Source organism: Polyangiaceae bacterium, from assembly GCA_020633235.1.
In the GTDB taxonomy this organism is placed as follows: domain Bacteria; phylum Myxococcota_A; class Polyangia; order Polyangiales; family Polyangiaceae; genus JACKEA01.
Genome location: JACKEA010000001.1, coordinates 2,107,972 through 2,130,790, shown reverse-complemented (window position 1 = coordinate 2,130,790; position 22,819 = coordinate 2,107,972). Strand labels below are relative to the sequence as shown.

20 protein-coding genes and 2 pseudogenes are annotated in these 22,819 nt (G+C 67.5%); 12 read left to right on the top strand and 10 right to left on the bottom strand.

Annotation, left to right across the window (positions count from 1 at the left end):
- Positions 1-110 precede the first annotated feature (110 nt).
- From H6717_09460 to H6717_09415, 10 genes and pseudogenes are all read left to right on the top strand, one after another.
- Positions 111-542 (top strand): hypothetical protein, encoded by a 432-nt coding sequence (locus H6717_09460; protein ID MCB9577237.1) that lies wholly within the window; start codon positions 111-113, stop codon positions 540-542.
- A 72-nt stretch (positions 543-614) separates the two neighbouring features.
- A complete protein-coding gene (locus tag H6717_09455) occupies positions 615-1,079 on the top strand; it encodes a hypothetical protein (protein ID MCB9577236.1) in 465 nt (154 codons plus the stop codon).
- Positions 1,080-1,326: 247 nt separating this feature from the next.
- A complete protein-coding gene (locus H6717_09450) occupies positions 1,327-1,890 on the top strand; it encodes a hypothetical protein (protein ID MCB9577235.1) in 564 nt (187 codons plus the stop codon).
- Between the two features lie 154 nt (positions 1,891-2,044).
- On the top strand, positions 2,045-2,848 hold the full coding sequence (locus H6717_09445) for a class I SAM-dependent methyltransferase (protein MCB9577234.1): 804 nt from the start codon (positions 2,045-2,047) through the stop codon (positions 2,846-2,848).
- Positions 2,849-2,885: 37 nt separating this feature from the next.
- Positions 2,886-3,131, top strand: a complete 246-nt coding sequence (locus H6717_09440) for an L-histidine N(alpha)-methyltransferase (GenBank protein MCB9577233.1) — start codon at positions 2,886-2,888, stop codon at positions 3,129-3,131.
- 2 nt (positions 3,132-3,133) lie between these two features.
- Positions 3,134-3,700, top strand: a complete 567-nt coding sequence (locus tag H6717_09435) for an L-histidine N(alpha)-methyltransferase (GenBank protein ID MCB9577232.1) — start codon at positions 3,134-3,136, stop codon at positions 3,698-3,700.
- Positions 3,701-3,771: 71 nt separating this feature from the next.
- Positions 3,772-4,512, top strand: a pseudogene (locus H6717_09430) (ATP-binding cassette domain-containing protein).
- Positions 4,505-4,804: a hypothetical protein gene (locus tag H6717_09425; protein ID MCB9577231.1), complete on the top strand. Its 300-nt coding sequence runs from the start codon at positions 4,505-4,507 to the stop codon at positions 4,802-4,804. Before H6717_09430 ends, H6717_09425 begins: the two are co-directional and overlap by 8 nt.
- Positions 4,729-5,292, top strand: a complete 564-nt coding sequence (locus tag H6717_09420; GenBank protein MCB9577230.1) for a hypothetical protein — start codon at positions 4,729-4,731, stop codon at positions 5,290-5,292. The genes H6717_09425 and H6717_09420 overlap by 76 nt, the downstream gene beginning before the upstream one ends.
- Before the next feature lie 179 nt (positions 5,293-5,471).
- Positions 5,472-6,091: pseudogene (locus H6717_09415) on the top strand (ABC transporter permease).
- Between the two features lie 158 nt (positions 6,092-6,249).
- Here H6717_09415 and H6717_09410 read toward each other — a convergent pair.
- Both H6717_09410 and cls read right to left on the bottom strand, forming a co-directional pair.
- Positions 6,250-7,845 (bottom strand): hypothetical protein, encoded by a 1,596-nt coding sequence (locus tag H6717_09410; GenBank protein ID MCB9577229.1) that lies wholly within the window; start codon positions 7,843-7,845, stop codon positions 6,250-6,252.
- Positions 7,846-7,950: 105 nt separating this feature from the next.
- Complete coding sequence (gene cls, locus H6717_09405) at positions 7,951-9,414, bottom strand: cardiolipin synthase (GenBank protein ID MCB9577228.1); 1,464 nt, start codon at positions 9,412-9,414, stop codon at positions 7,951-7,953.
- Between the two features lie 122 nt (positions 9,415-9,536).
- Here cls and pyrR point away from each other — a divergent pair, with 122 nt between their 5' ends.
- Positions 9,537-10,088 carry a bifunctional pyr operon transcriptional regulator/uracil phosphoribosyltransferase PyrR gene (gene pyrR, locus H6717_09400; GenBank protein MCB9577227.1) on the top strand — a complete coding sequence of 184 codons (552 nt, stop codon included), beginning with the start codon at positions 9,537-9,539 and terminating at the stop codon, positions 10,086-10,088.
- Positions 10,085-11,023, top strand: a complete 939-nt coding sequence (locus tag H6717_09395) for an aspartate carbamoyltransferase catalytic subunit (GenBank protein MCB9577226.1) — start codon at positions 10,085-10,087, stop codon at positions 11,021-11,023. Before pyrR ends, H6717_09395 begins: the two co-directional genes overlap by 4 nt.
- Before the next feature lies 1 nt (position 11,024).
- Here the strand turns inward: H6717_09395 and H6717_09390 are convergent, their stop codons facing one another.
- The 8 genes from H6717_09390 to H6717_09355 all read right to left on the bottom strand — a co-directional run bounded on the left by H6717_09390 (position 11,025) and on the right by H6717_09355 (position 22,701).
- Positions 11,025-12,470: a hypothetical protein gene (locus tag H6717_09390; protein MCB9577225.1), complete on the bottom strand. Its 1,446-nt coding sequence runs from the start codon at positions 12,468-12,470 to the stop codon at positions 11,025-11,027.
- 88 nt (positions 12,471-12,558) lie between these two features.
- On the bottom strand, positions 12,559-13,995 hold the full coding sequence (locus H6717_09385; GenBank protein ID MCB9577224.1) for a 2-oxoacid:acceptor oxidoreductase family protein: 1,437 nt from the start codon (positions 13,993-13,995) through the stop codon (positions 12,559-12,561).
- The gene (locus H6717_09380) at positions 13,992-15,371 is read right to left on the bottom strand and encodes a 4Fe-4S binding protein (GenBank protein ID MCB9577223.1); all 1,380 of its coding nucleotides are present in this window, start codon (positions 15,369-15,371) and stop codon (positions 13,992-13,994) included. The genes H6717_09385 and H6717_09380 overlap by 4 nt, the downstream gene beginning before the upstream one ends.
- 203 nt (positions 15,372-15,574) lie before the next feature.
- Positions 15,575-16,432 (bottom strand): glutamate racemase, encoded by an 858-nt coding sequence (locus H6717_09375; GenBank protein MCB9577222.1) that lies wholly within the window; start codon positions 16,430-16,432, stop codon positions 15,575-15,577.
- Entirely contained in the window at positions 16,433-17,776 is a 1,344-nt protein-coding gene (locus tag H6717_09370) for a homoserine dehydrogenase (protein MCB9577221.1), read from the bottom strand.
- Positions 17,773-18,291: a YceI family protein gene (locus H6717_09365; GenBank protein ID MCB9577220.1), complete on the bottom strand. Its 519-nt coding sequence runs from the start codon at positions 18,289-18,291 to the stop codon at positions 17,773-17,775. Before H6717_09365 ends, H6717_09370 begins: the two co-directional genes overlap by 4 nt.
- Positions 18,292-18,383: 92 nt before the next feature.
- Entirely contained in the window at positions 18,384-21,056 is a 2,673-nt protein-coding gene (locus tag H6717_09360; protein ID MCB9577219.1) for a M1 family metallopeptidase, read from the bottom strand.
- A 25-nt stretch (positions 21,057-21,081) separates the two neighbouring features.
- A complete protein-coding gene (locus H6717_09355; protein MCB9577218.1) occupies positions 21,082-22,701 on the bottom strand; it encodes a hypothetical protein in 1,620 nt (539 codons plus the stop codon).
- Positions 22,702-22,819 lie beyond the last annotated feature (118 nt).

Below are 22,819 nucleotides of genomic sequence, written 5' to 3'. Positions count from 1 at the left end.
TCGGGCTAGGACACCCGGCACGTTGCGTACTCTTCTCTTGTCCGCCCTGCTCGTGGCCACCACCGCGTGCAGCAGCACCGGGGCGAGGCCCGACTCGGACGCCGACGCTGGTGGCGGTCGCCCCGCAGGATTTCCTGGGCGAGGTGGTGTGCGCGGACGCGCCGCGCAGCGCGACGCATGGTGGTCACGTTCTTCGACCTCGGCACCGCCGAGGAGCCGGCGGATCCTTTGCGTTGCCGAGCACGGTGCTCAGCGACGGCGGCGCCTATCGCCCGCTGTCGTGCTTGCAGCCCGCCGCCACCGGCTTCGTGATCCCGGGCCATCGCTACGACGCCGAGGTCGACGTGTACGATCGCACCGACGTGCATGCCCTCGGGCCCGGCGGCCGCACCCTGGTGCGGGACAGCACCGGTGAGTACGTCCCCCCGCTGGAGCACGAGCTGTGGCAGGAACCTCGCCGGCTCCCCGGCGGAAGGTCCGGTCACCGCCGCCTACTACCTGACCCGCTACGTGCACGGCTGCGGCAAGCTCGTCGCCGGTAGCGACACGCCGACCGCCATTCGCGTGGGTATCGGCACGGCCTCGGGGATCTGACCTGCGGCACGGATGCCGGCATGGTCGAGCACTTCGATGCCCACCTGCTGGGCGCCGCGCTTACGACACAGAGCGCGGGCTGCGGTGACTCGGCCACCTTCAGCGATCTGACGCCCGATCAGAGCTACGACTTCGAGGTGTTCGCCTTCGAGAGCGGAGCGTCCTCGCCGCGTTGGGGCACCACCTGTTTCCGCAAGGCGCAGGCCGGGGCGACGCTGGACGCCGGTTGCGATCCGCTGACGGAGGACTCCAGCATCCGAGTTCCCTCGTCCGTGGTCAGCGCGACGCTGGGCATCAGCTGCAGCGACATCAGCGAAGTCACGGGCCTCTTGGACGGCAGCGACAAGAAGACGGTGCCTTGCGGCGGGATCTCCGCTTCGACGGGCTCGCCGCCGCGGCCCACGACGTCACCGTCACCACCCGCAAGACCGACGGATCCCCAGGGCCCATCGCGCTGTGCAGCGCGACGACGATGCCGGGCGTAGTGCGCGACGCCAGCTGCACCGCCGTCCAGTGAGTTGCGGAGGCCGCGGCTGCGGCTACGAGTTGTCTCGTGAGGGAGAACCCGACTCCGGCCTTCGTGCTGCCCCGCCCCGGCAAGGCGCTGTGGGGCGTGATGATCACGCTGTTCGCCATCTGGCTGGCCTTCGCGCTGGGCCTGAACTGGGGCGGCGCACCCGGACCGCCTTCGCCTTCTTCTGTGGCAACACCGACAAGATCCTCGAAGGCGAAGTGTGGCGCTTGTTCACCGCGCCGCTCATGCACGAGCCGCGGGTGGGCGCGATCTTCTTCGCCTTGCTCGGCTTCTACTTCCTCACGCCCAGCTTGGAGCAGAAGTGGGGTGGGCCGAAGCTGATCCGATTTCTGATCCTGTCGAGCACCGTCGCCTATCTGTTCCAGATGCTGATGGGAAAGATCTTGCCGGCTTCCGTCGCCGCCAAGCTGATCCCCGAGTACTGGTTTTCCTCCGTGCCGGCGATCGAGGCCATCGCCATCGCCTGGGCCATGAGCTTCAAGGGCCAGACCGTGCAGCTCTTCTTCGTGCTGCCGGTCACTTCCCGCGGCCTGGTGCTGTTCGTGGTGGCCATGAGCGTGCTGATGGTGATCACGCTGGAGATGCCGGCAGCAGGGCTTGTCTCTCCTTCGGCGGCATGCTCGCGGGCTGGCTCTTCGGTGGCTCGCCCAGCCCCGCGCGTCGCTTCTGGCTCAAGCTCAAGCTGCGCTCACTCGAGCGCGAAGCCGCACGCGACCGCGACGCGCGCAAGAAGCGTGTGCAGCGCTCGGGTCTCAAGGTGATCCAGGGGACGGCAAGGACGACGACGACCGGGGTCCCGACGGCAAGCTGCTGAACTAGAGCGCCTTGACAGCACGGGCGGATGCGTTGAAACGATCGGACATCGTTTTCAATCGCGTCCCGCATGCGCGACGCAGTGCTTTTTCGCGGAGAACAGTGAGCTCGACCAGTCCGGACACGACTTCCACCCCGCCCCAATCCACCTCGGCCAACAACGGCGTCGCACGCCGAGAGCGCATCTGGAAGCGCGCATATGAGGCGAAGAGTCGCTCACAGTTGCGGGATCTGTACCGAGACTGGGCCACCACCTACGACGAAGATCACGAGGCCATCGGCTTCTTTGGCCACGTTCGCGCCGCAGAGATCGTGGAGAAATTCGTCCCTTTCAAGGACGTTTCGCCGGTCCTGGACGCTGGCGCAGGCACGGGCGCTGCGGGCGTCGAGCTCGCCAAGCGCGGCTTCGGCCACTTGACCGCCGTCGATCTCTCGGACGCGATGCTGGAGCAAGCCGCTGCCAAGGGCGTCTACCAGCACGTCGTGCAGGCGGACCTGGGCTTTCCTCTGGACGCGCTTCCGAACAGTCACTTCGCCGCCGCGGTGCTGGTGGGCGTGTTCTCCTTCGGCCAAGCTCCGGCGCATACCCTCGACGAGATCACGCGCGTCGTGAAGCCCGGCGGCGTAGTCGTGTTCACCATGCGCACGGACTTCTTCGAGAGTGACGCGATGGGGGTGCGCTCGAGGATGGAGGCGCTCGAGAAGGACGGCGTCTGGCAGCAGGTCCACCTCACCGAGCCCGAGCAGTACCTGCCCAAGAAGGACCCGAAGGCGATGTTTCGGGTGTGGTGCTATCGAGTGCAGGACGCTCAGCTGTCGGAAACGGAGAGCGAGTTCGAGAGCGCCGTGCGCCGCGCGATGGCCAGCCCCTCTCGGGTGAAGCGGCTCGACCACTGCCACATCTGAACTCGATGGGCTCGCGCCTGTACGACCGCTACATCGACTGCCCCGACTACTACCTGGTGGACGCCGAAGAGGAGATTCTACGCTCTCGCGCCGGGAAATCGTCGACGGAGAACGACTGTTCGTCGAGCTCGGCTGTGGCTCCGCCCGCAAGGTCAAGTTGCTGTTCGACGCCGCCTTGCGCGGGCGGGCGAGCACCCGGCTCACATACACGCCCATCGACCTCTCCAAGGGCGCGCTGTCCGCGACCAAGGCGGAGATCGAGGAGTCCTACCCGGACGGGTAACGGTGGAGCCGCGCCATGGGCACTTCGACGAGGTGCTCGAAAGCATCCCCGACGCCGCCGGAAAAGTGATCCTGTTCTTCGGCGGCTCCCTGGGGAACATCGAGACCCTTGCCGATACGGTGGAGTTCTTGCGGTCGATGCGAGAGCGCATGACGGTGCACGATCGCTTCCTGATCGGCATCGATCTGCACAAGGACGAAGAGATCCTGCGTCGCGCCTACGAAGCCGGGCACGCGAACCACGCTTTCTTCATGAACATGCTCCGGCGCATCAACAACGAGCTGGATGCCAACTTCGACTTGACGGCCTTCGAGCAGGAATCCACCTACGACCGAGACGAGCCCTACGAAGGCATCGAGAACCGCTGCGTGAACATGAAGCTCGCCACGACGGTCCCCAGGCCGTGTACATCATCGGCAAGCTGGACATGGAAGTGCGGCTCGCCGCCGGAGACGCCGTGCAGGTGGGCACGTCGCGCAAGTTCCGCCGCGAGGACATTCCCAAGCTTCTCTCTCTGTCCGGCCTTCAGCTGCGTCGGCAGTGGCTCGACAGCCGCGGCTACTCCGTGAACGAATGCGTCCGGAAGGACGCGCCAGAATGATCACCGCGACCGGAGCGCTGCAGCGGTGACTTCGGTTTGATCGAGCTTCGACGTTTCCAAGGTCTTCGTCGACCTCGAGGGCAAGGAGGTCGCGGCGGTCAGCGGGCTGACCTCGACGTCGCTGCCGGCGAGACGGTGTCCCTGATCGGCACCAGCGGCTCGGGCAAGACCACCACCATGAAGCTCATCAATCGGCTGATCGAGCCGACCAGCGGTCGCGTGCTGTTCGACGGCAAGGACATCACCCAGTGGGACGTGATCCGCCTCCGCCGCAGCATCGGCTACGTGATCCAACGCGGTGGCCTGTTTCGCACCTGAGCGTCGCCGAGAACATCGGTCTTCTGTGCGCGCTCGAAGGTGGCCGCGGAGAGGACGAAGCAGCGCGTGGACGAGCTCTTGCGGCTCGTGAACCTGCTGCCGGAAGACTACGCCGCGCGCTTCCCTCGCGACCTCTCCGGAGGTCAACGCCAACGCGGGCGTGGCGCGCGCCTTGGCCTTGGACCCGCCGTGCATCTTGATGGACGAACCTTTCGGCGCCCTCGATCCCATCACGCGAGATCAGCTCCACGACGAGTTCCTGCAGCTCGAAGAGCAAGTGGACAAGACCATCGTGCTCGTCACCACGACATGGCGGAGGCGTTCAAGCTCGCCGATCGCGTCGTGCTCATGGACGCGGGAAGCATCGTGCAGAGCGGCACGGAAGAGGACTTCCGCCAGCGCCCGGCGAACGAGTTCGTGCGTCAATTCCTGCAGAGCCACTTGGCGGGCCCGCATGCCTAGAGTCCTGGCCCACCGCTGGTGGATCTTCCTCACGCTGATCGGCGTGCTGCTCCTCCGCGGCGTCGCCGAGGGGCAGCCGGCGACGACGTCGACGATGGCGATCGGGAGCAAGAACTTCACCGAGAACCGCCTGCTCGCGGAGATGATGGCGCAGCTCATCGAAGCGCACTCCGACATCCGAGTGGAGCGCAAGGTGAACCTCGGGGCACCACCGTGGTGTTCACCGCCCTCCAGAACGGCGACATCGACGCCTATCCTGAGTACACCGGCACCGGCTGGAGCATCCATCTGAAGATCGCCGAGCCCGTGCGCGACCCACTGCGCGCCTACCTGGTCGTCGCCGACGAGTTCGAGAAGCGCTTCGACGTCACCTGGCTTCGCCCCTTCGGATTCTCCAACAGCTATGCCCTGGCCATGGATGAAGGCCGCGCCAAGGAGCTCGGAATCCGTACCATCTCGGATCTGAAGAGCCACGAGCAGGAGCTCCGCGCGGGCGTCAGTCACGAATTCCCTCAACCGACAAGACGGCTATCCGGGCTGGCTGGCAAGGCGTACGGCCTGCACATTTCCACATGTCCGGAATGGAGCACGGCCTGGCCTACGAGGCGATTCGCAGTCACCGCATCGACCTCGTCGATACCTGGACCACGGACGGCAAGCTCCTGCGCTACCCGATCCGCATTCTCCAGGACGACCGGCACTTCTTCCCGCCCTACGACTGCGCACCGATCGTTCGCTCCGACACCCTCGAGCGCCACCCGGAGCTCCGGGAGCTCTTGAACCGCCTGGCCTTCCGAATCGACGACCAGAAGATGCGGAAGCTGAACTATCGCGTCGAAGAAGAGGGTGGCTCCTTCGCCGAGGTCGCCCGCGGCTTCCTGCAGCAGGAAGGCCTACTGAAGGGCGCGAAGCCACGGCCGGTGGCTCACTCGGAACGCAGCCACGGTTTCCTCGCCTTCATGTGGTCGCGCCGCAGCCAGACGCTGAAGCTCGCGGGCCAGCACATGTGGCTCACGGCGATCGCCGTACTGCTGGCGGTGCTGGTCGCTGTTCCCATCGGCATCTCGCTCACCTGCCGGCAGGTCTTGGCCACACCGGTGATGGCCGCGGCGGGGGTGATCCAGACGGTTCCGAGCCTCGCGCTCCTGGCCTTCATGATCCTGATCCCCGGGCTCGGGCTGGGCGCGCGCTCCGCCATCGCAGCATTGTTCCTCTACGCGCTTCTCCCGATCCTCCGCAACACCTTCACCGGGATCAAGGAGGTCGACGCAGATCTGCTGGAGGCCGCTCGAGGCATGGGTCTGACGAACCGGCAGACGTTGCTCCGCGTGCAGCTGCCGCTGGCCACGCGCACGATCATGGCGGGCATTCGCACCTCCACCGTGATCAGCATCGGCGTCGCAACGCTGGCAGCCTTCATTGGCGCCGGCGGTCTCGGAGACCCGATTGTCACTGGTCTCCAGCTCAACGACATCGATCTGATCCTGTCCGGCGCCGTCCCGCAGCGCTGCTCGCGCTGCTGGTGGACTTCCTTCTGGGGCTTGCCGAGCGCGTGCTCGTGCCCCGCGGCATCCGCTAGCGGCGGCGCCTGCGGAAGAGCACCAGGGCGGAGAGCGCGAGCGCTACGCCGAGGGGCGGCTCGGAGCCCGCGCCGGAGCCCGGCAGCCGCAGCCACCGTCGTCCTCGCTCGGCTTCGCGCTGCTGCTGCCGCCGGTGCCGGAACCGCCACCACCCGCGCTACCGCCTGGTGCCGCCGGTGCCGGAACCGCTAGCGCCGCCGGTGCCGCCGGTGGCCTGCCCCGCGCTGCCCCCGCTCCCCTGTCCCGCGCCGCCGCCGGCGCCGCTGCCGGCGGCGCCACCGCTGGCAGCGCCCGCGGCCCCCGCCGTTCCGCCCGTTCCGCCTGCGCCTCCCGGGCTGGAGCCGTACTCGATGGCGCCGATGGTGGGCTTCTGGGCGTCGCGCGCGTTGCCGTAGAAGTCGTCCGTGATGTCCATCCAGAAGCCGGCCGCCTTGGTGATGGGCAGAGCGGCGCCGACCTGCTTCGAAGTCGCGTTGGCCGGAGCGTAGTCGTCGGAGGATGCGTCCACGAACTCCGGAGCCACCTGGATCAGCGAATGCTCTTCGAAACCGTAGGCGGAGAAGATGTTGGCCAGCGTGGTCGACGGCATGGAGCCGAGATCACAGCTCATGCTCCCGATGTTTCCGCTGGTCGAGTACCACAGGTTGTAGTCGTTCTTGTGGCCGGTGATAGCGTCGAAGGGATTGTCGTAGCGGTATGGCAGGCCCGACGGCGCCGCCGTGAGGTAGACCAGGTTGTTGAAGAAATAGACCTGATTTTCCGCGCGATTGAAGATGATGTTGCCGCCCGACTCCACGATCGTGTTGTAGGCGACGATGCTGCCCAAGGTGTCGCAGACGGCGTTGATGCCGGTGTGGACATCCACGCTGTAGGGGGTGCTCGAGCGAATGAACAGGTTGTTGTAGAAAGCGCCCTGCTCGTTCTGGCGCGAGTAGATGCCATCGCTGTAGGGGTTGTCGATGAACACACTGCTGCGAACGATCGGGTGCTTGATGGTCTCCGCGCTGGAGGAGTTCGTGGTGGGCATGATCTGAATCGGCGGGTGGTTGTTGGCGCCCGTCAGCTTGCACTGCTCCATCAGGAAGTTGTCCGCGGTACCGGCACCGCTCTTGCGCACCCACAGGATGGTGCGCGAGCCGTTGTAGAAGCTCGACTGGCGGAACGTGACGTCGTGCCCGTACACCATCCAGGTATGGTTCGAGGAGCTGGAGACGTTGGACGGGTACTTCGACGCGCAGGACTCCACCGTCACGAAATCGCCGGTGATCTCGACCAGCCCGCGCCCCGGCGCGTCTTCCTGGAACACGATGTTCCGAAAGGTCTGGTAGTCGCCACCGATGTGGATCTGACCGTTCGCGGCGATGGCCGACGCCAGCACCGTGCTGTTCGAGCCATCGCTCGAGAGCGTGGGCTTGGGCTTCTCGGCTTCCCAGCTGAGGTCGGCGTCCGAGATCTCGCCTTCCCACACGATGGGGTTCTGGGCGGTGCCGGAGTGGTTGAAGGAGGTCGTGAGCTGAGGCAGCTGGTACAGCCCCTTTTGCACGAAGACGACGTCCCCGGCGACGGCCGCCTGCGTGGCCTCTGCCAGGGTCATGGCGTTCGCGAGGGACGAGCCGTCGTGGTTGCCGGCGCCCGAAACCGTCACGTACAGGCTGTACGGGCCTGCCGCGCGCGCCTGTCCCACCACGAGCAGTCCGCCAAGCGCCACAGCGGCGAGCGGAAGCTTCCGAGCCAAGCCAAGCCGGTCGTTCATGAGTACCTCCGTCCTCGAAGCTATCAGCGCGGGGCGGAACGGGCGTTCGACACTTTCGGACCACGCCGGCGGGCCGCGAAGACTCGCGGTGAACCGACAATCCCATCAAAGGATCGGAGAAACGAGGCGCGCGGCGCCTTCGCCGACCCGTTCGAGCCAGGGGCGGTGACGCCAGCGATCGAGCTCGATGGCGCGGGAGGCCTCGCAATCGCGCAGGAACGCCGCCTCAAGCTCCTGCGCCAAGCTGCGATCGTGCACCAGGGTGTGCACCTCGAAGTTCAGCCGGAAGCTGCGCACGTCCATGTTGGCGCTGCCCACCAGCGAGATCTCGTCGTCCACCAGCATGGTCTTGGAATGGATCATTCCGGGCAGGTACTCGAACACCTGCACGCCCGACTCCAGGAGCTCCGTGAAGTAGCTGCGCCCTGCCTGTTGGGTGACCCGATGATTGCTGTGCCCGGGGAGCAAGAGCTTCACCTCCACGCCGCGGCGGGCGGCGGTCTCCAGGGCAACCAGCAGCGCTCGGTCCGGAACGAAGTACGGCGTGGTGATCCACACTCGGCGCCGAGCGCCCACGATGGCGCTGAAGAAGACGCGATGGATCGCCTCGCGACCTTCGTCAGGCCCACTGGGCACCACCGCCACCACGGCGTCGCCGGGCTGGCCCGTATCTGGGAAGAAACGCTCCGGAAGCTCCTCGCTTCCCGTCATGAAGTGCCAATCGCGCAGGAACACACTGGAGAGAGAAGCCACGGCGGGCCCCTCGATACGCACGTGGGTGTCACGCCAGGCGGGCTTGCCGCCGGTTTCGCGCACGTACTCGTCACCCACGTTGAGCCCCCCGGTGAACGCCACGCGACCGTCTACGACCACGATCTTGCGGTGCGTTCGCAGGTTCATCGGCAGCGTGAGCGCCATCTTCAGCGGCAGGAACTGCGCTACCTTGGCCTTGGCTCGCCGCAGCGGAAGAAACCAACGTTTGCGCAGCCAAAAGCACCCGTAGGCGTCGATCAGGAGCCGCACGTCCACGCCACGAGCCGCGGCCTGGGTCATGCGCTCCCGAAAGCGCGCGCCGGTGTCGTCATCGCGGATCAGGTAGTACTCCGCGAAAGCGCTCTCCTGGGCTCCCTCGATCGCGGCATTGATGGCGTTCTGGGCAACGCCGCCGTTCTCGTACAGCTCGACCCGATTGCCGTGGCTCACCTCCACCAGCGGCCCGAGCCCTTCGCACACGCGGAAGATGCAGCGCTCGGCTTCGTCGAGCTCGCCGACGGCACCGCTCGGGTCCACCCGTGTCTCGCGTCGTGCGTGATCCAGCCGAGACGTCAGCACCTCGTCGGCTGCGCGCTTGCGCCGCGCGGGCCAGCGCACGCGATCCCGACCGTGCAGCAGGAACAAGGCGGCACCGAGCCCCGGCAGGAACACCAGCGTCAGGATCCACGCAAACGTGCTCGACGGCTCCTTGCGTCGCAGCAACACCAGCGGCACCAGCGCGAGCGCGAGCACCTCGACCGCCACGCCCAGATACAGCGCGAAGTGAGAGAGCAGGTGGTCGAGCTGCTCGAGCATGCAGGGCCACGCTAAGCCGCGGCGCAACAGGACGCGACGTCCGCACCTCAACTGTCGATGATCATTGAGCAATCGAGCCCGCCGCGCGCCGCCCCGGGCAGCCATGTTAGATCGCGAGCGCCATGCGCGTGATGCTCGATGCCGAAGCCGCAACGCGCGGCCTTCGTCGCCTTGCGGGTGAGATCGTCGAACGCCACGCCGGGGCCGACGACTTGGTGCTGGTGGGTGTGCGCCGCGGCGGCGTGCCGGTCGCTCGCGAGATTGCCCGATGGGTGAAGGAGCTCGAGGGCCGGGATCTGCCGATGGGCACCGTGGACATCACCCTGTACCGCGATGACGCCGCCACCGCCTTGCCGAACCCTCGCATCGGTCCCAGCGAGATCCCCTTCGCTCTGGAGGGCAAGCACGTCATCCTGGTCGACGACGTCGTGTTCACGGGTCGCACGGTGCGCGCGGCCATCGACGCGCTCATGGACTACGGCCGCCCGAAGCGCGTGGAGCTCGCCGCGCTGGTCGATCGCGGGGGCCGCGAGCTCCCCATCCAACCCGACTACGTGGTCGCCACCGTCAGCCTCGAAGCGGAAGATCGCGTCGACGTGCTCGACGACGCCCTGGGGCTTCGCGCCATCGTCCACTCCACCGGAGCCCGCTCCGTACCGCCGAGCTTCATATGACCGAGCCGCGCCTTCGCCACCTGTTGAGTATTTCCGACCTGGATCGCACTCGTGCTCTCGGTCTCTTGGACACCGCCGAGGCCTTCTTGGAGGTGACGCGCCGCCCGGTGCGCAAGGTCCCGACCCTGCGCGGCAAGACCATCATCAACATGTTCTTCGAGGCGTCCACCCGCACGCGGACCTCCTTCGAGCTGGCGGGCAAGCGGCTGTCCGCGGACGTGGTGAACTTCGGGGGCTCGTCCACGAGCACCAGCAAGGGCGAAACGCTGAAGGACACGGTGGCCACCTTGGACGCGATGCACGCGGACGTCGTGGTCATCCGCCACGCCGCGTCGGGCGCGCCCCATTACGTCGCCGACAAGACCCGCGCCGCGGTGGTGAACGCGGGCGACGGCATGCACGAGCACCCGACCCAGGCGCTCCTGGACGCGTTTACCATCCGCAAGGCGAAGGGCCGTATCGAAGGGCTCACGGTGGCCATCTGCGGCGACATCTTGCACAGCCGCGTGGCACGCTCGGACGCGCTCTTGCTTTCGCTGCTCGGAGCCGAGGTTCGCTTCGCCGGGCCGCGCACGCTGCTGCCGTTTCCGCCGGACTGCCTCGGGGCCCGCGCCTTCGATCGCATCGAGCCCGCCCTGGAAGGGGCCGACGTGGTGATGATGCTGCGCATCCAGAAGGAGCGCTTGGGTGGCGCGATGATCCCGTCGAATCGCGAGTACGCCCGCGTGTACGGCCTGAACCGCGCACGCCTCGCCCTCGCCCACCCCGAGGCCATCGTGATGCACCCCGGCCCACTGAACCGCGGCGTGGAAATCAACGACGAGATCGCCGACGGCAGCCGCAGCGTGGTGCTCAATCAGGTGGAGTCCGGCGTGGCCGTGCGCATGGCCGTGCTGTATCAGTGCGCCAGCGAGCCCGGGGCGGCCCTCGGCTGAGTCACTTGCCCTTGCACTCGGGGTACTGCGCGTCGAACGAGCGTGAGAACACGGGCTCCTGAGCGCCGGCGGCGTTGCCGATGGACTGGTAGTACTTCTTCGCCAGGCGCCGGGCATCGGCGCAGCGCCCGCCCTTGGCCGCGCACGACGGAGCCAGCGCCAGCGCGTGCTCGGCGCTGCTCTTCTGGTACTTGCGATACTGGTCCGGCTCAGGCACCGCTTTGAGCGCCTTGTCCAACGCCGCCGCTTCGCGCACACACGTCGCGCCGTCGTTCTTGGCCGCGGCCTCCCGCAGGTGGCGGTCGGCGCGCACCAGCTTGTCCCAGGCGTCGAGCCCAGCGTCGCCGGTGCAGAACTGCCCCGCCAGGTCGCTCACCAGTTGATCCATTTGCTCCGGCGGCAGCCCGCCGCCGCTCTGCTCCTTGACCAAGCGAGCGTGGCGCTTGCCCACGGCGCACTGCCCCGCGAGCATCTCGCACAGCGCGCGGGTCTGCAGTCCCACCGCCGGGTTCGTGGAGCGGCGCGTGGGATCGGGGTCCAGGCGGTCCGCCGCGTCGAATTCCGCCACGCAGCCGGCGCCGTCCTTGGCCTGGAACTTCTGCATGGCGGCCATGCGGTGCTTGTTGGCCTGGTCCATGGCCTCGCCCTTCGACACTTGCTCCGGCGACGGCGGCGGCGGGGCCGCATCGTTGCCCGGCAAAATGGGCTTGAGCGTGAGACGGATCGGAACCCGGCAGGTGTGCACGTCCTTCGCCGAGCTCCCGCGACAGCTCGACAGCTCGCCGCCCTTCTTCACGGCCTTGCCCCGCGTCCGCCGTTCGCCGCCGGCCCCTACGCCCGCGACGCTGGCCCCCGCGCTCTGCCGGGAGCTGTCCGTGGACTCCAGCTCGAAGGCGCCGAGGTTGTAGGCGTAGACGAAATGCGTCGCGCTGTCGCACGCGGGGTTCTCGCGAATGGTGCCGCGAAACATCTTCTCCCGAGTCGCCGTTTCGATGCCGCTCACGAAGTACTCCATCGCGAACGTTTCTCCGGCTTGCACCCGGCCACCCAGGGTCGCCGCGCCGAGGGGCAGATTGGCGTACAGCTCCGCTTCGTTCTCGATGTTCATCTTCTCCACGGAGCCGCTGGTCCACTGCGGCGGACCGTAGCTGCCGTACTTGCCCGGAATGGAGTCGTCGGAGCAGCCATCGAGCACCTCGAGCTCGCAGCCCTGATAGCGCACGAAGACGATGTCCTTCGCCGCGCGCCCCTCGAAGCTGGAGACGTCCGTGGCATCCCACTCGATCACGAACGGGCGGTCGTGAGACTCCGAAGCGCAGCGGTTCTTGCCCGCGTAGGTCTGGCTCATCAGCGTGCTCTGCCCGGACTCGCGCTTGCTGCCGGTGGGCAGACCGGGGCCGCCACAACCCACCAGTGAAAGACAAACCAACAGCGGAAGACGCCTCATGGCGGGGGAGTCTATCAAGAACCGCCCTCACCACCCATGCCGGGAGAGAGGGTTTGTCGGTCCGCCGCGGTCACACCGCGGCGAGCCCTCAGGTCAGATGCGTGATGCCTTCTCTCACCGCCTTGGCGCCCCACCTGAAGGCTTCTTCGTTCACCGGAATGAGGGCGCCCTTCTCCGCCAGGCTCATGCGCAGCGCCGTGAGAATCGACTCCTCCGCGAGCAGGCCCGTCGCCTGCTGGAGGGCGCCCAGGGCGACCACGTTCTTCACCAAGGGCGATCCGAGACTGTTGGCGATCTCCGCACAGGGCACGGGATACGCCTTCACGCCGGCGGGCAGCGTGGGCTCCCCGGTGATCACGCTGCTGTCGTAGATCACCACGCCGCCGGAGCGCACCGTGCCGGCGAACTTGTCCAGGCTGGGTGCGTTGAAGGCGACCAGCGCATGGGGGGACGGCGCCCCCGGAGAGAGCACCTCGTGCTTGGCCACGTGCACGTCGGCGTAGCTGGTGCCGCCGCGGGACTCCGGGCCGTAGCTCGGGATGTGGGTGGCGTCGAAGCCCTCGTTGATGGCAGCGCGGGTGATGAGATAGGCCGCCGTCTGGGCGCCGTCGCCACCGGCTCCCGCGAGCTTCAAGGACACGTCCACCGGGTCGATGTGCTCCGGGAACTTGTCGCAGAAGGCGGGCGGCTTCACGCGGCTCGCGTCCACCACCTCCAAGAGCTTGTCCGGATCGAAGTCGGGCTTCGGCGGGAAGAACCAGGGCTCCCGCGTCTCGTCCTTGACCACGCCGATGGGATACTGCTTCGACATCACGTCGCGCACGTGGGCTTCGGCCTCCAGCGACGTCATGCCCCAGTGCGTGGGGCACTCCGAGAGCACCTCCACGAAAGCGAAGCCGCGGCCTTCCACCTGCAGTTGCACGGCCTTCTTGATGGCCTGCTTGGCGCGCTTGCGATGCTTCTGGTCGAAAAGCGCGACGCGCTCCACGTAGCTGGCTCCGTCGAGCTCGGCGATGACCTCGCTGACGCGCATGGGCGGCCCTTGCATCGGGCCGCGGCCTTCCGGCGTGGTGGTCGACCACTGGCCCATCAGCGTGGTGGGCGCCATCTGCCCGCCCGTCATCCCGTAGATGGCGTTGTTGACGAACACGATGGTGATGGGAATGCCGAGCTGGGCGGCGTGCATGATCTCCGCGAGACCGATGGACGCCAGATCACCGTCGCCCTGATAGCTCACCACGATGGAATCGGGGTTCGCCATCTTGTGGCCGAGGGCCACCGCCGGCGCCCGGCCGTGGGCCGCCTGCGTGTTGCCGGTGTCGAAGTAGTAGAACAGGAACACGGCGCAGCCGACCGGCGAGATCATCACCGTGCGGTCCGTCACGCCCAGCTCGCTCAGGGCCTCCGCCACGTACTTGTGGGCCAAGCCGTGCCCGCAGCCGGGGCAGTAGTGCGTGGTCGCACCCTTGAGGCCCTTGCCATGGGCGTGGCGATCGAAGTGCTGGAAGAATGCCGCGGTGGTCATGACGCCGCCTCCGTGATGCTGCGGGCTTCCCGCTCGATTTCCTCGTCGACCGGCAAGATGCCGCCCATGTGCCGCAAGTGGTGGATGGGCACGCCCAGGACCCCGGCGTGGTGCAGGGCCAAGCGCAGCTCGTCTTCGAGCTGACCGTCGCTGGCCTCCACCACCAAGAGCTGCTCCGCGTTCTCGAGCAACGGCAGGAGCGCATCGATGGGAAACGGCCACAGCGTCACCGGCTGGAACAAGCCCACCGACAGGCCGTCGCGGCGCAGCTGCTCCACCGCCGCCTTGGCCATGCGCGCCGGCGTGTTGGCGGCCAGCACCAAGGTCTTCGCGCCCTCCGCCTTGAAGGTCAGGGCGCGTTGCTCGTGCTTCTGCATCTCACGATACTTCGCGCTGATGTGCTCATTGTGCTTCTCGAGATCCACCCAGTCCTGGAAGATCGACGAGTTCAGGTTGCGCTTGTGCGCGGCGTCGCCCCACACCGCCCACTTCGGCAAGCCGGGCTTGTACATGGTGTCGGGGAGCTGCACGCGACCCGTGATCTGGCCGAGGTAGCCGTCTGCGGCGACCACCACCGGGTTTCGGTATTTGAAGGTGAGCTCGAAGGCCAGCATCGTCAGATCGAGCATCTCCTGCGGGGACGTCGGCGCCAGCACGATGGCGTGGGTGTTGCCGTGACCCAGGCCGCGGCAGGCGAGCTTCACGTCGGACTGTTCGGGGCCGATGTACCCGAGGCCGGGACCCGGGCGCATCACGTTCACGAACACGCCGGGCAGCTCCGCGCCGATCATGTAGGAAATCCCCTCCAACATCAGGGAGAAGCCCGGCGAGCTGGTGAAGGTCATGGTCGGCAAGCCGGCACCGCCGCAGCCGTACATGTGATTCACCGTCGCTACCTCGCTGACGGCTTGCAGGAACACGCCGCCGAGCTTGGGCAAGAGCTTCGCCATCAGCTCCGCACCTTCGGTACTGGGCGTGATCGGATAGCCGAACACGTGACGACAGCCAGCGAGAATCGCGCCCAGGGCCGCGGCGTAGTTGCCCTTCAACAGCAGCGGCTCCACCTTGGGCAGCGCGATGGCCTCGCCGGGGATGTCCGTCGGTTCCGGCGCCGGCTCCTTGATCGAGCCATAGAGCTTCTCTGGATCCTCGAGCTCGTAGACCTCGTTACCGAGACCGTACGGTTCGGGACACGCGGAGATGCACAGCCCGCAGTGGTTGCAGGTCTCGTAATCGATGTGGACCGGGATCAATCCGGAGGTTTGGTTGATCTCGCTGCCGAGGGCGATGGCGTGCTTCGGACACGCCTCCACGCAGCGCCCGCAGCCCTTGCAAAGCTCGGGGGTCAACATCACTTCGGGTCTCTCTCGCGCCATCTCCCACCGTCCTTTGCGCCGGAGCGGTCCTGATGGGCACAGGGCGAGCCCCGAACGAACGTCCGCGTTATAGCCCGAGGGCGCAGCTCTTCGTGGGCAAGGGCAGGCCTCTGACTGATCCCCGACAGCCTGCAGGCCCAAACTCCGAACCGTGAGACCGCCCCGGCGCGGTACCGCGGCGGACCGACATGACCCTCGTCAGGTCAGCCCAGATCGATCTGCTGCACGTCGACCACCGCCTCGCCCAAGAAACGGGAGGCGACCGTCGCGAAGCTCTTGGGGAGATCCGTGACCAGCAGCTCGAGGCGCTGGGCATGGCTTCGCTCGGGGCCCGGCGGCGCGGGCACTATGCGTCGTTCGTTCACCAGCTCGAGCACGGCGTGGGCCGTCGCCAGAGCGCTGTCCACCACGGGCACCGCGTGGCCGGCGACGCGCTCGGCGACGCGCTCGATGGTGGCTTTGAGCAGCGGGTAGTGCGTGCAACCGAGGACGATGACGCCGGCGCCGGCGTCGATCAACGGAGCGACGTAGCGCTCCACGGCGAGCTCTGGAACCTGACCTTCGAGCCAGCCTTCTTCCACCAAGGGGACGAGCAACGGCGCAGGCTGCCCGACGACCTCGAGACGCGTGGAGATCTGGCTCACGGCGCGGGGATAGGCGCCGGACCCGATGGTGCCCTGGGTGCCGAGCACGCCGACCTTCACGGGAGCCGCGCTTTCACGTGCGGCGGCTTCGGCCGCGGTGACCGCCGCGCTGGCGCCGGGCACGACCACACCCACCACGGGCAAATCCAGCTCTGCTCGCAGAACGTCGAGAGCCACGGCGCTCACCGTGTTGCAGGCGACCACCAGCGCCTTGATGCCACGATCCGTGAGCACGCGAGCGCAGCTCTTGGCGTAGCGGATCACGGTCTCGGCCGAGCGCGTGCCGTAGGGCACTCGCGCGGTGTCTCCCAGGTACACGATGCGCTCTTCGGGCAGTGCCTCGAGCAGCGCGTGCACCACGGTCAAGCCGCCCAGCCCGGAATCGAACACGCCGAGGGGCAGCGCGGGGTCCGGCATTCAGACGTCCTCGATGCGGATCAAGCGCGGGTGGCCGCGCATGAACGACGAGGCGCCGATCACGGCCGCGGCTCGCCGCACGGCGCCCTCCGTGGAGGCGTGGGTGACGAGCAGCACCGGCACGGCGTTGTTGCTGGTGGCCGCGCGGCCCTCCTGCACCATGTGCTCGATGCTGATGCCTTCCTTGCCGAGCTCGGTCGCGATGTGGCCGAGCACGCCGGGAGTATCTTCTACGTCGAAGCGCAGGTAGTAGCGCGACTCGACCTCCTCGAGGGGCAGCAGCGGCCGCTCCTTCAGTTGGATGCCGCGGGTGGCGAGCCCCGGCTCGCCCTCGATCTTGGAGCGGGCGACGTCCACCAGATCCGCGACCACGCTGACCGCCGTGGGCATGTCCCCTGCCCCGCGCCCCACCAATAGGCAGGGCCCGAGAGCGCGGCCGACGATGAACACTCCGTTCAGCACGCCATCGATGTTCGCCAGCACACTGGTCTTGGGCACCAAGGTCGGGTGCACTCGGAGCTCGACCCGCTCCCCCAGATCGCGCCCGATGGCCAGGTGCTTGATGGTGTAGCCGAAGCGCTCGGCGAACTGGAAATCGAGCTGATCGATGGCGCGGATGCCCTCCGTGGGCACCTCGGCGGCATCCACCTTGGCGCCGAAGGCCAGCATGCTCGTCACCACCAGCTTCTGCGCGGCGTCGTGACCGTCCACGTCCAGCGTGGGGTCGGCCTCGGCGTAGCCTTTTTCCTGCGCTTCCGACAGCGCCGCGTCGAAGCTCACGCCGCCGTCGCGCATGCGCGTCAGGATGTAGTTGCAGGTGCCATTGAGGATGGCGTGAACGCTCTGCACCCAATCGCTGGTGAGCGCCTCGCGCAGCGTGCGAATGACGGGAATGCCACCGCCCACGGAGGCTTCGAAGGCCAGATCCACGCCCGCGGAAATGGCGTGCTCCACCAGCTCGGGGCCGTGCTTGGCGATGAGCAGCTTGTTGGCGGTGACGACGCTCTTGCCGCTCTTGATGGCACGCTCCAGATAGCCCCGCGCCGGCTCCTCCCCGCCCATGACCTCGACCACCAGGTCGACGTCCTGTCCCAGCACGGCTTCGGGGTCGGTCGTGATCCACTCCCGCCGACACTCGGCCACGCGATCCTTGACCGCGTCGCGGACCAAGACGTGGGTGATGGACAACGGCGCACCCACGCGGGATGCGAGGTACTCGCTGTTCTCCTGGATCAGACGGATGACGCCGCCCCCGACCGTGCCGCAGCCGAGCAGGCCCACGCGCACGGGGAACTTCACTCGTTCTTTTTCCACGGTCGGGAGCTTACATCCGTTGCCGGTCACTTGGCGATGAGCTCGGCCTCCACGGAGATCTTCACCTTCTTGCCCACCAGCACGCCGCCGGTCTCGAGAACCTGGTTCCAAGTCAGCCCAAAGTCCTCGCGGTCGATTTCCGTCGCCAGGCTGAAGCCCACCCGCTGGTTGCCCCAGGGATCCTTGGCGGGTCCCTCCATGGTTCCCTTCAACGTCACGGGCTTGGTGCTGCCCTTGATGGTGAGGTCTCCCGCGATGGTCACGTCCGTGCCGGACTGCTTCACGGAGGTGCTCTTGAACGTCATCTTCGGGTGCTGCTCGGCGTCGAAGAAATCTCCCGACTTGAGGTGCCCGTCGCGTTGCTCCTCACCGGTGTGAATGCTCGCGATGTCCACCGAGGCTTCCACGGAAGCGGCCGTCACGTTCTTCGGATCCAACGAGACGCTCGCAGCAAAGCTGGTGAACTTTCCCTTCACCGTGCTGATCATCATGTGCTTGACCGCGAAGGCGACCTCCGAGTGTGCAGTGTCCAGTTCCCACGCCATGATCGTTCCTTTCTGCACTCCTGAGTGCAGGACAAACCTGCGCTCGCCGCCGTGCGCGTAAAACCCCACCGGAACGCAACAATGCGTTCGGACTACGGCAACGATGAATCGAGGGCGTCGCGAGCGCTCTGGCGGCGTTCGGCGCGAAATGCAGCGCAAACGCGGCCGCGCTCCACGGCCTGGCTCAGGTGCTTGTCGGCGCCCTCCAAGCGCGCGAGGCGCGGTCGGAAGAAGGCTTCGCCGTCCAGCACCTGCTGCTCGTCGCACAGGCCTGCCACCACCCACACCAGGCGCCCGAGGATGAAACCCGGAAGCCGCTTCTTCAGCTCGTCGAAGTGAGCGCGAAGCCAGCCGTAGGCGACCTCGCGCGCGCCCCGGCGCTCGAACAGCGGCCGGAACACGTAGCGCAGGTCTTGGCGCTTCAGCGTTCCATCCAGCGTCATCCCGAGCGTGCGCTCGAGCAGCCTGGGCTCGGAGAAGCCAGTGAGCCCGGACAGCGCCATCAACCGCTGCTCCGGGGTCCCAGCGCTCTTCATGTGAGCGAGCAGTGCGGCGTAGAGCTTGTCGTCACCGCGCCGCGCCGCGAGGGGGATCGCGGCCGCCGCCAGGCTGGGCTCGACCGAGCTCGGATCCGCGAGCCAGCGCGTGGTGAGGGCCGCCACGGTCTGCTCTGCAGCGGGGTCGTGCGCCAGATCCACGAGCACCCCCAGGAGCAACGCGCGCAGCGTGCGTGTTTCGTCCGTGTCCTTGTCGGAGGCATGCAGGGTCACGCGCCGCAGCGCCGGCGCCGCCCATTTTCGCACCGCCGCGCCGAGCCGAGCGCGCCGCTCCGGACTTTCGAGGAGACCGTCGAGCTCCGTGAGGGTCCGCGAAAGCTCCTGCCACTCCAGCCGCCCCGCCGCGGGGGCGAGCGCCGCCACCACCGCCAGGTAGTCCTTGACCTCGGACTGCCCGCTCTCCACCAGCGCCCAGCTGTCACCCGAGAGCGCGATCCGTTCCCGCTCGGACAACCGCGCCAGGTGCTTGAGGAGCGCCCCTTGCAGCGCGGCCGAGAGGCGCGGCCGGTAGTAGCCCAGAGCCTCCGCGTTCGGAACCAGGAAGCGCGGACAGCGTGGCAGGCTCAGGGTCGCGCGCCGGTCGCTCATCACGGTGCACACGGCTGCACCGCCGTCGGGGCGCACGCACACCGGCAACGTCCAGCGCTTCGCCGACTCCGGGCGCCGGTACTCCGATTGCTCGAGCTCCACCCGCGCGCCTTGCTCGCAGCGTGTCTCGATGCGAACCAGGGGCACGCCGGTCTGATCCACGAAGCTCTGCATCACCTGCGCCACGTTCTGGCCGCTGGCTTCGTCGAGGGCGGAAAACAGATCCGCCGCCGAGGCATTCCCGTCCCGATGAGCCGCCACGTAGCGCCGCATGCCGCGTTGCACCACGTCGTTCCCCACCCAACCTTCCACCATCTTCAGCACGGCGGCGGCCTTGTCGTAGGTGATGCCGTCGAAAGCCTCCAGGGCGTCGCTCGAGCTCTTCACCGGTTGACGGATCTTCCGAGCGGACGCCAGAGAGTCGAGAGACATCACCTCGCTCTTTTCGACGACGTCCTCGCGGGCGATGCCGAGCTCGGGGGAGAGCGCGTCCACCACCTTGGCTTCCATCCAGGTGGCGAGCCCTTCGTTGAGCCACACGTCGTTCCACCATTTCATGGTGACCAGATCACCGAACCACTGATGCGACAGCTCGTGGGCCATCACGCCGGCAAGGCGCCGCCGCGCGTGCGCCGACGCATGCTGGGGATCGACGAGCAGGATCTCCTCGCGGAAGGTGATGAGACCTGCGTTCTCCATGGCGCCGGCACCGAACTCCGGCACCGCCACCAAGTCCAGCTTGGGATACGGGTACGGCTCGCCGAAGTAGCGCGACAGCTCTTGCACTTGCGCCGAGGCCGTGGACAGCGCGAGCCCGGCGAGCTTCTGCTTGCCGACGGCGGTGATGGCGCGCACGGGCGTCGGCTCGCGCGCGCCCTCGGTCACCTCCAAGGGGCCAACGGCCAGTGCAATCAGGTAGGTAGGGAGGGGTCGGGTCGCCGCGAACACGGAGGTTTGGAGCTGGCTCGTCGTGTTCTCGCGATGCGACGTCTCCGGCGTATTGAACACGGCGACGTCTTCGCTCGGAACGGTGATGCTCACGGCAAACGGCGTCTTGAATCCCGGCTCGTCGAAACAAGGAAATGCCCGACGCGCGTCCGTGGGCTCCATTTGCGAAAACGCGTACGCCCGTCCGCCTTCGCTCACTCTGTAGATCCCGCTCAGACCCTCGGAGAACGGCGCTTCGAACTGGATGTCGATGCGGGCGGCGCCGCGCCGGACGGCGCGCTTCGCCACCAGCACCAGCTCTTCGTCGTCACCCTTGCCGTGGGCGGGCGGGCGCGTTCGAGCCGTCACCCACTGTCGCTCGCCGTCATCGACGGATGCCGTCAGCACCCGCGGCCCCCGGGCATGCAGCACGATGGCCCGCGTGGGCGCGTCCACGCGTACGTCGATGCGCACTCGCCCCATGTAGGTCGGTTGACTCGGATCGATGGTCAGATCGAGCTCGTAGGCCGTGGGTGTCACCCCGGCCGGCAAGCGCCCATCCGCACGGGGAGGCGGCGCCGGATCCGGCTCGGGAGACGCGGGCGGAGGCGAGGGCATGAAGCGCCCCGGCGCCCGCCCGCTCGGGGCACACGCCACCACTGCCGCCGCCAGCGCTACGACCGCACGCTTCACGGTTGGCGAGATTAGCCGAAATCCCTCAGATCGGCGCGGAGATCAGCGGCGCGGGCCCGGCCTGGGTCACCACGTCGTCCCGCCCCAGGATCGACTCCAGCCAGTCCAGCCGAAGGCGAATGCGGGCGCGAATGCTGCGGAGCGGTGCCGCCCGCATCTCGCCTTCCCAAGAGCGGATGCGCGGGCGCCCCGCGTTGCTCGCCGTGAGCAGCGGCATGCCGGTCACCGGATCCGAATCGTAGATGTAGAACGAATGCCAGTGCATCTCGCCGTCACTGCGCGGCCCGTGAATGGCGACGATGTCTCCCGGCGCGTATCGGTCCGCGTTGGCGGCCAGGTGGGCGAAGAAGTCGTGGCGATTGAAGAAACGCACGCGTTCCTCGTCCGCGAGCTCGTAGACGTCGAACCACGCCGGGTGCTCCTTCGCGTAGCGAATGAACACGTCCACGCTGCGGCGGTTTTCGATGTCCATGTTGTCGAAATCGACGCCGCCGAGCTTGCGCTCCCGGGCGCGGTCCTGAGGCTCCCACCAAGTTCCGCTGGCGCGCTCCAAGGTGTCGGTGATGAAGTCGATGCACACCTGGGGCACCTTGGGTCGCCCCTGGAGATCGAACACGCGGTAGTAGTCGTCGTTGAAGGTGTAGCCATCCCACCCGTGGCTGTACGCCCACTTCCACGCCGGCCTCAGGTTGCCGTCCTGCTGACCTTCCTCGGTGATGGGCTCGTCGAAGGGGAGCGCTTCCTCCACCATGGTGACCATCGCCGCACGCTGCTTCGCGACCGCGCGCTGGCGCCGGGTGGCCAGGGCGCGCGCCTGAGTGACCCGCTCCCGAGCGCCTTCCGGCAGCGCCTCGCAGGCGAAGGACACCCGCGTTCCTTTCACGTCCAAGAGCGACGGGACCCAAGTGCCGCCGTAGCGGAGATCCGCCACCATGTGCTCGGCGGACAGGTGCTTGATGCGCATGCGCTGGAATCCGCGCTCGTGCGACAAGGGCCGAAGATCCACGTGCAGCGGCGCCCCGGGATCCGTACCCGCCGGCCACACGCGGTCGAAAAGCAGGATGTGCGCGCGGCGGCCGCGCTCCGGGCCGTCCACGTAGTCGTAGTAGATCCCCTTGCCCTTCTTGGCCGTGAGCACCGCACTGCCGCGCTGGATACGCAGCTCCGGCTCCCGATACAGATCGTGGAGCTCCACGGCGTCCACCATCGCGGCAGCAAGGTCGGGATTGGCCGAGTAGAGGTAGCCCTCGCGCAAGAGCACGGCTCGGGCGATCTCGGGGCGATTGTGGAGGTACTTGTAGAGCAGGTGCAACGTCCAACCGGGAGACGGGCTCTTCGCCAACTGGTCCCGGTACATCTGCACTTCGCGGGAGACGTCTTGGTCCGCTCTGGGCTCGCGGGTGAACACCACGGGCTCGGCCTTCGACCGGGCAAGCACCTCGGCGCGATGCTCGTCGAGCTCGGAGATGCCGGGCAGCGATGCCTCCTTCAGCGCAGCCTGAATGCGGCCGCGACAGGCCGTCGCTGCATCCACGGTCACCGCTGGAGCGGGCGCGACGGGCGGGGCAGGAGCAGGGGCTGGGCTCGGCTCCGAGCACGCTCCGAGCAGCCCCACGACGACCACTGCTGCGTGCGTCCACTTCACGACGAGACAACGCTAATTCAGGGCAACGGATTCTGGTGTTGGAATCGGGGACGGCCGGCACTCTCCCACGGACGTGCGGCGCGTTGACGGACTTTGGGGTCGGCCCAAACTTTCCGTC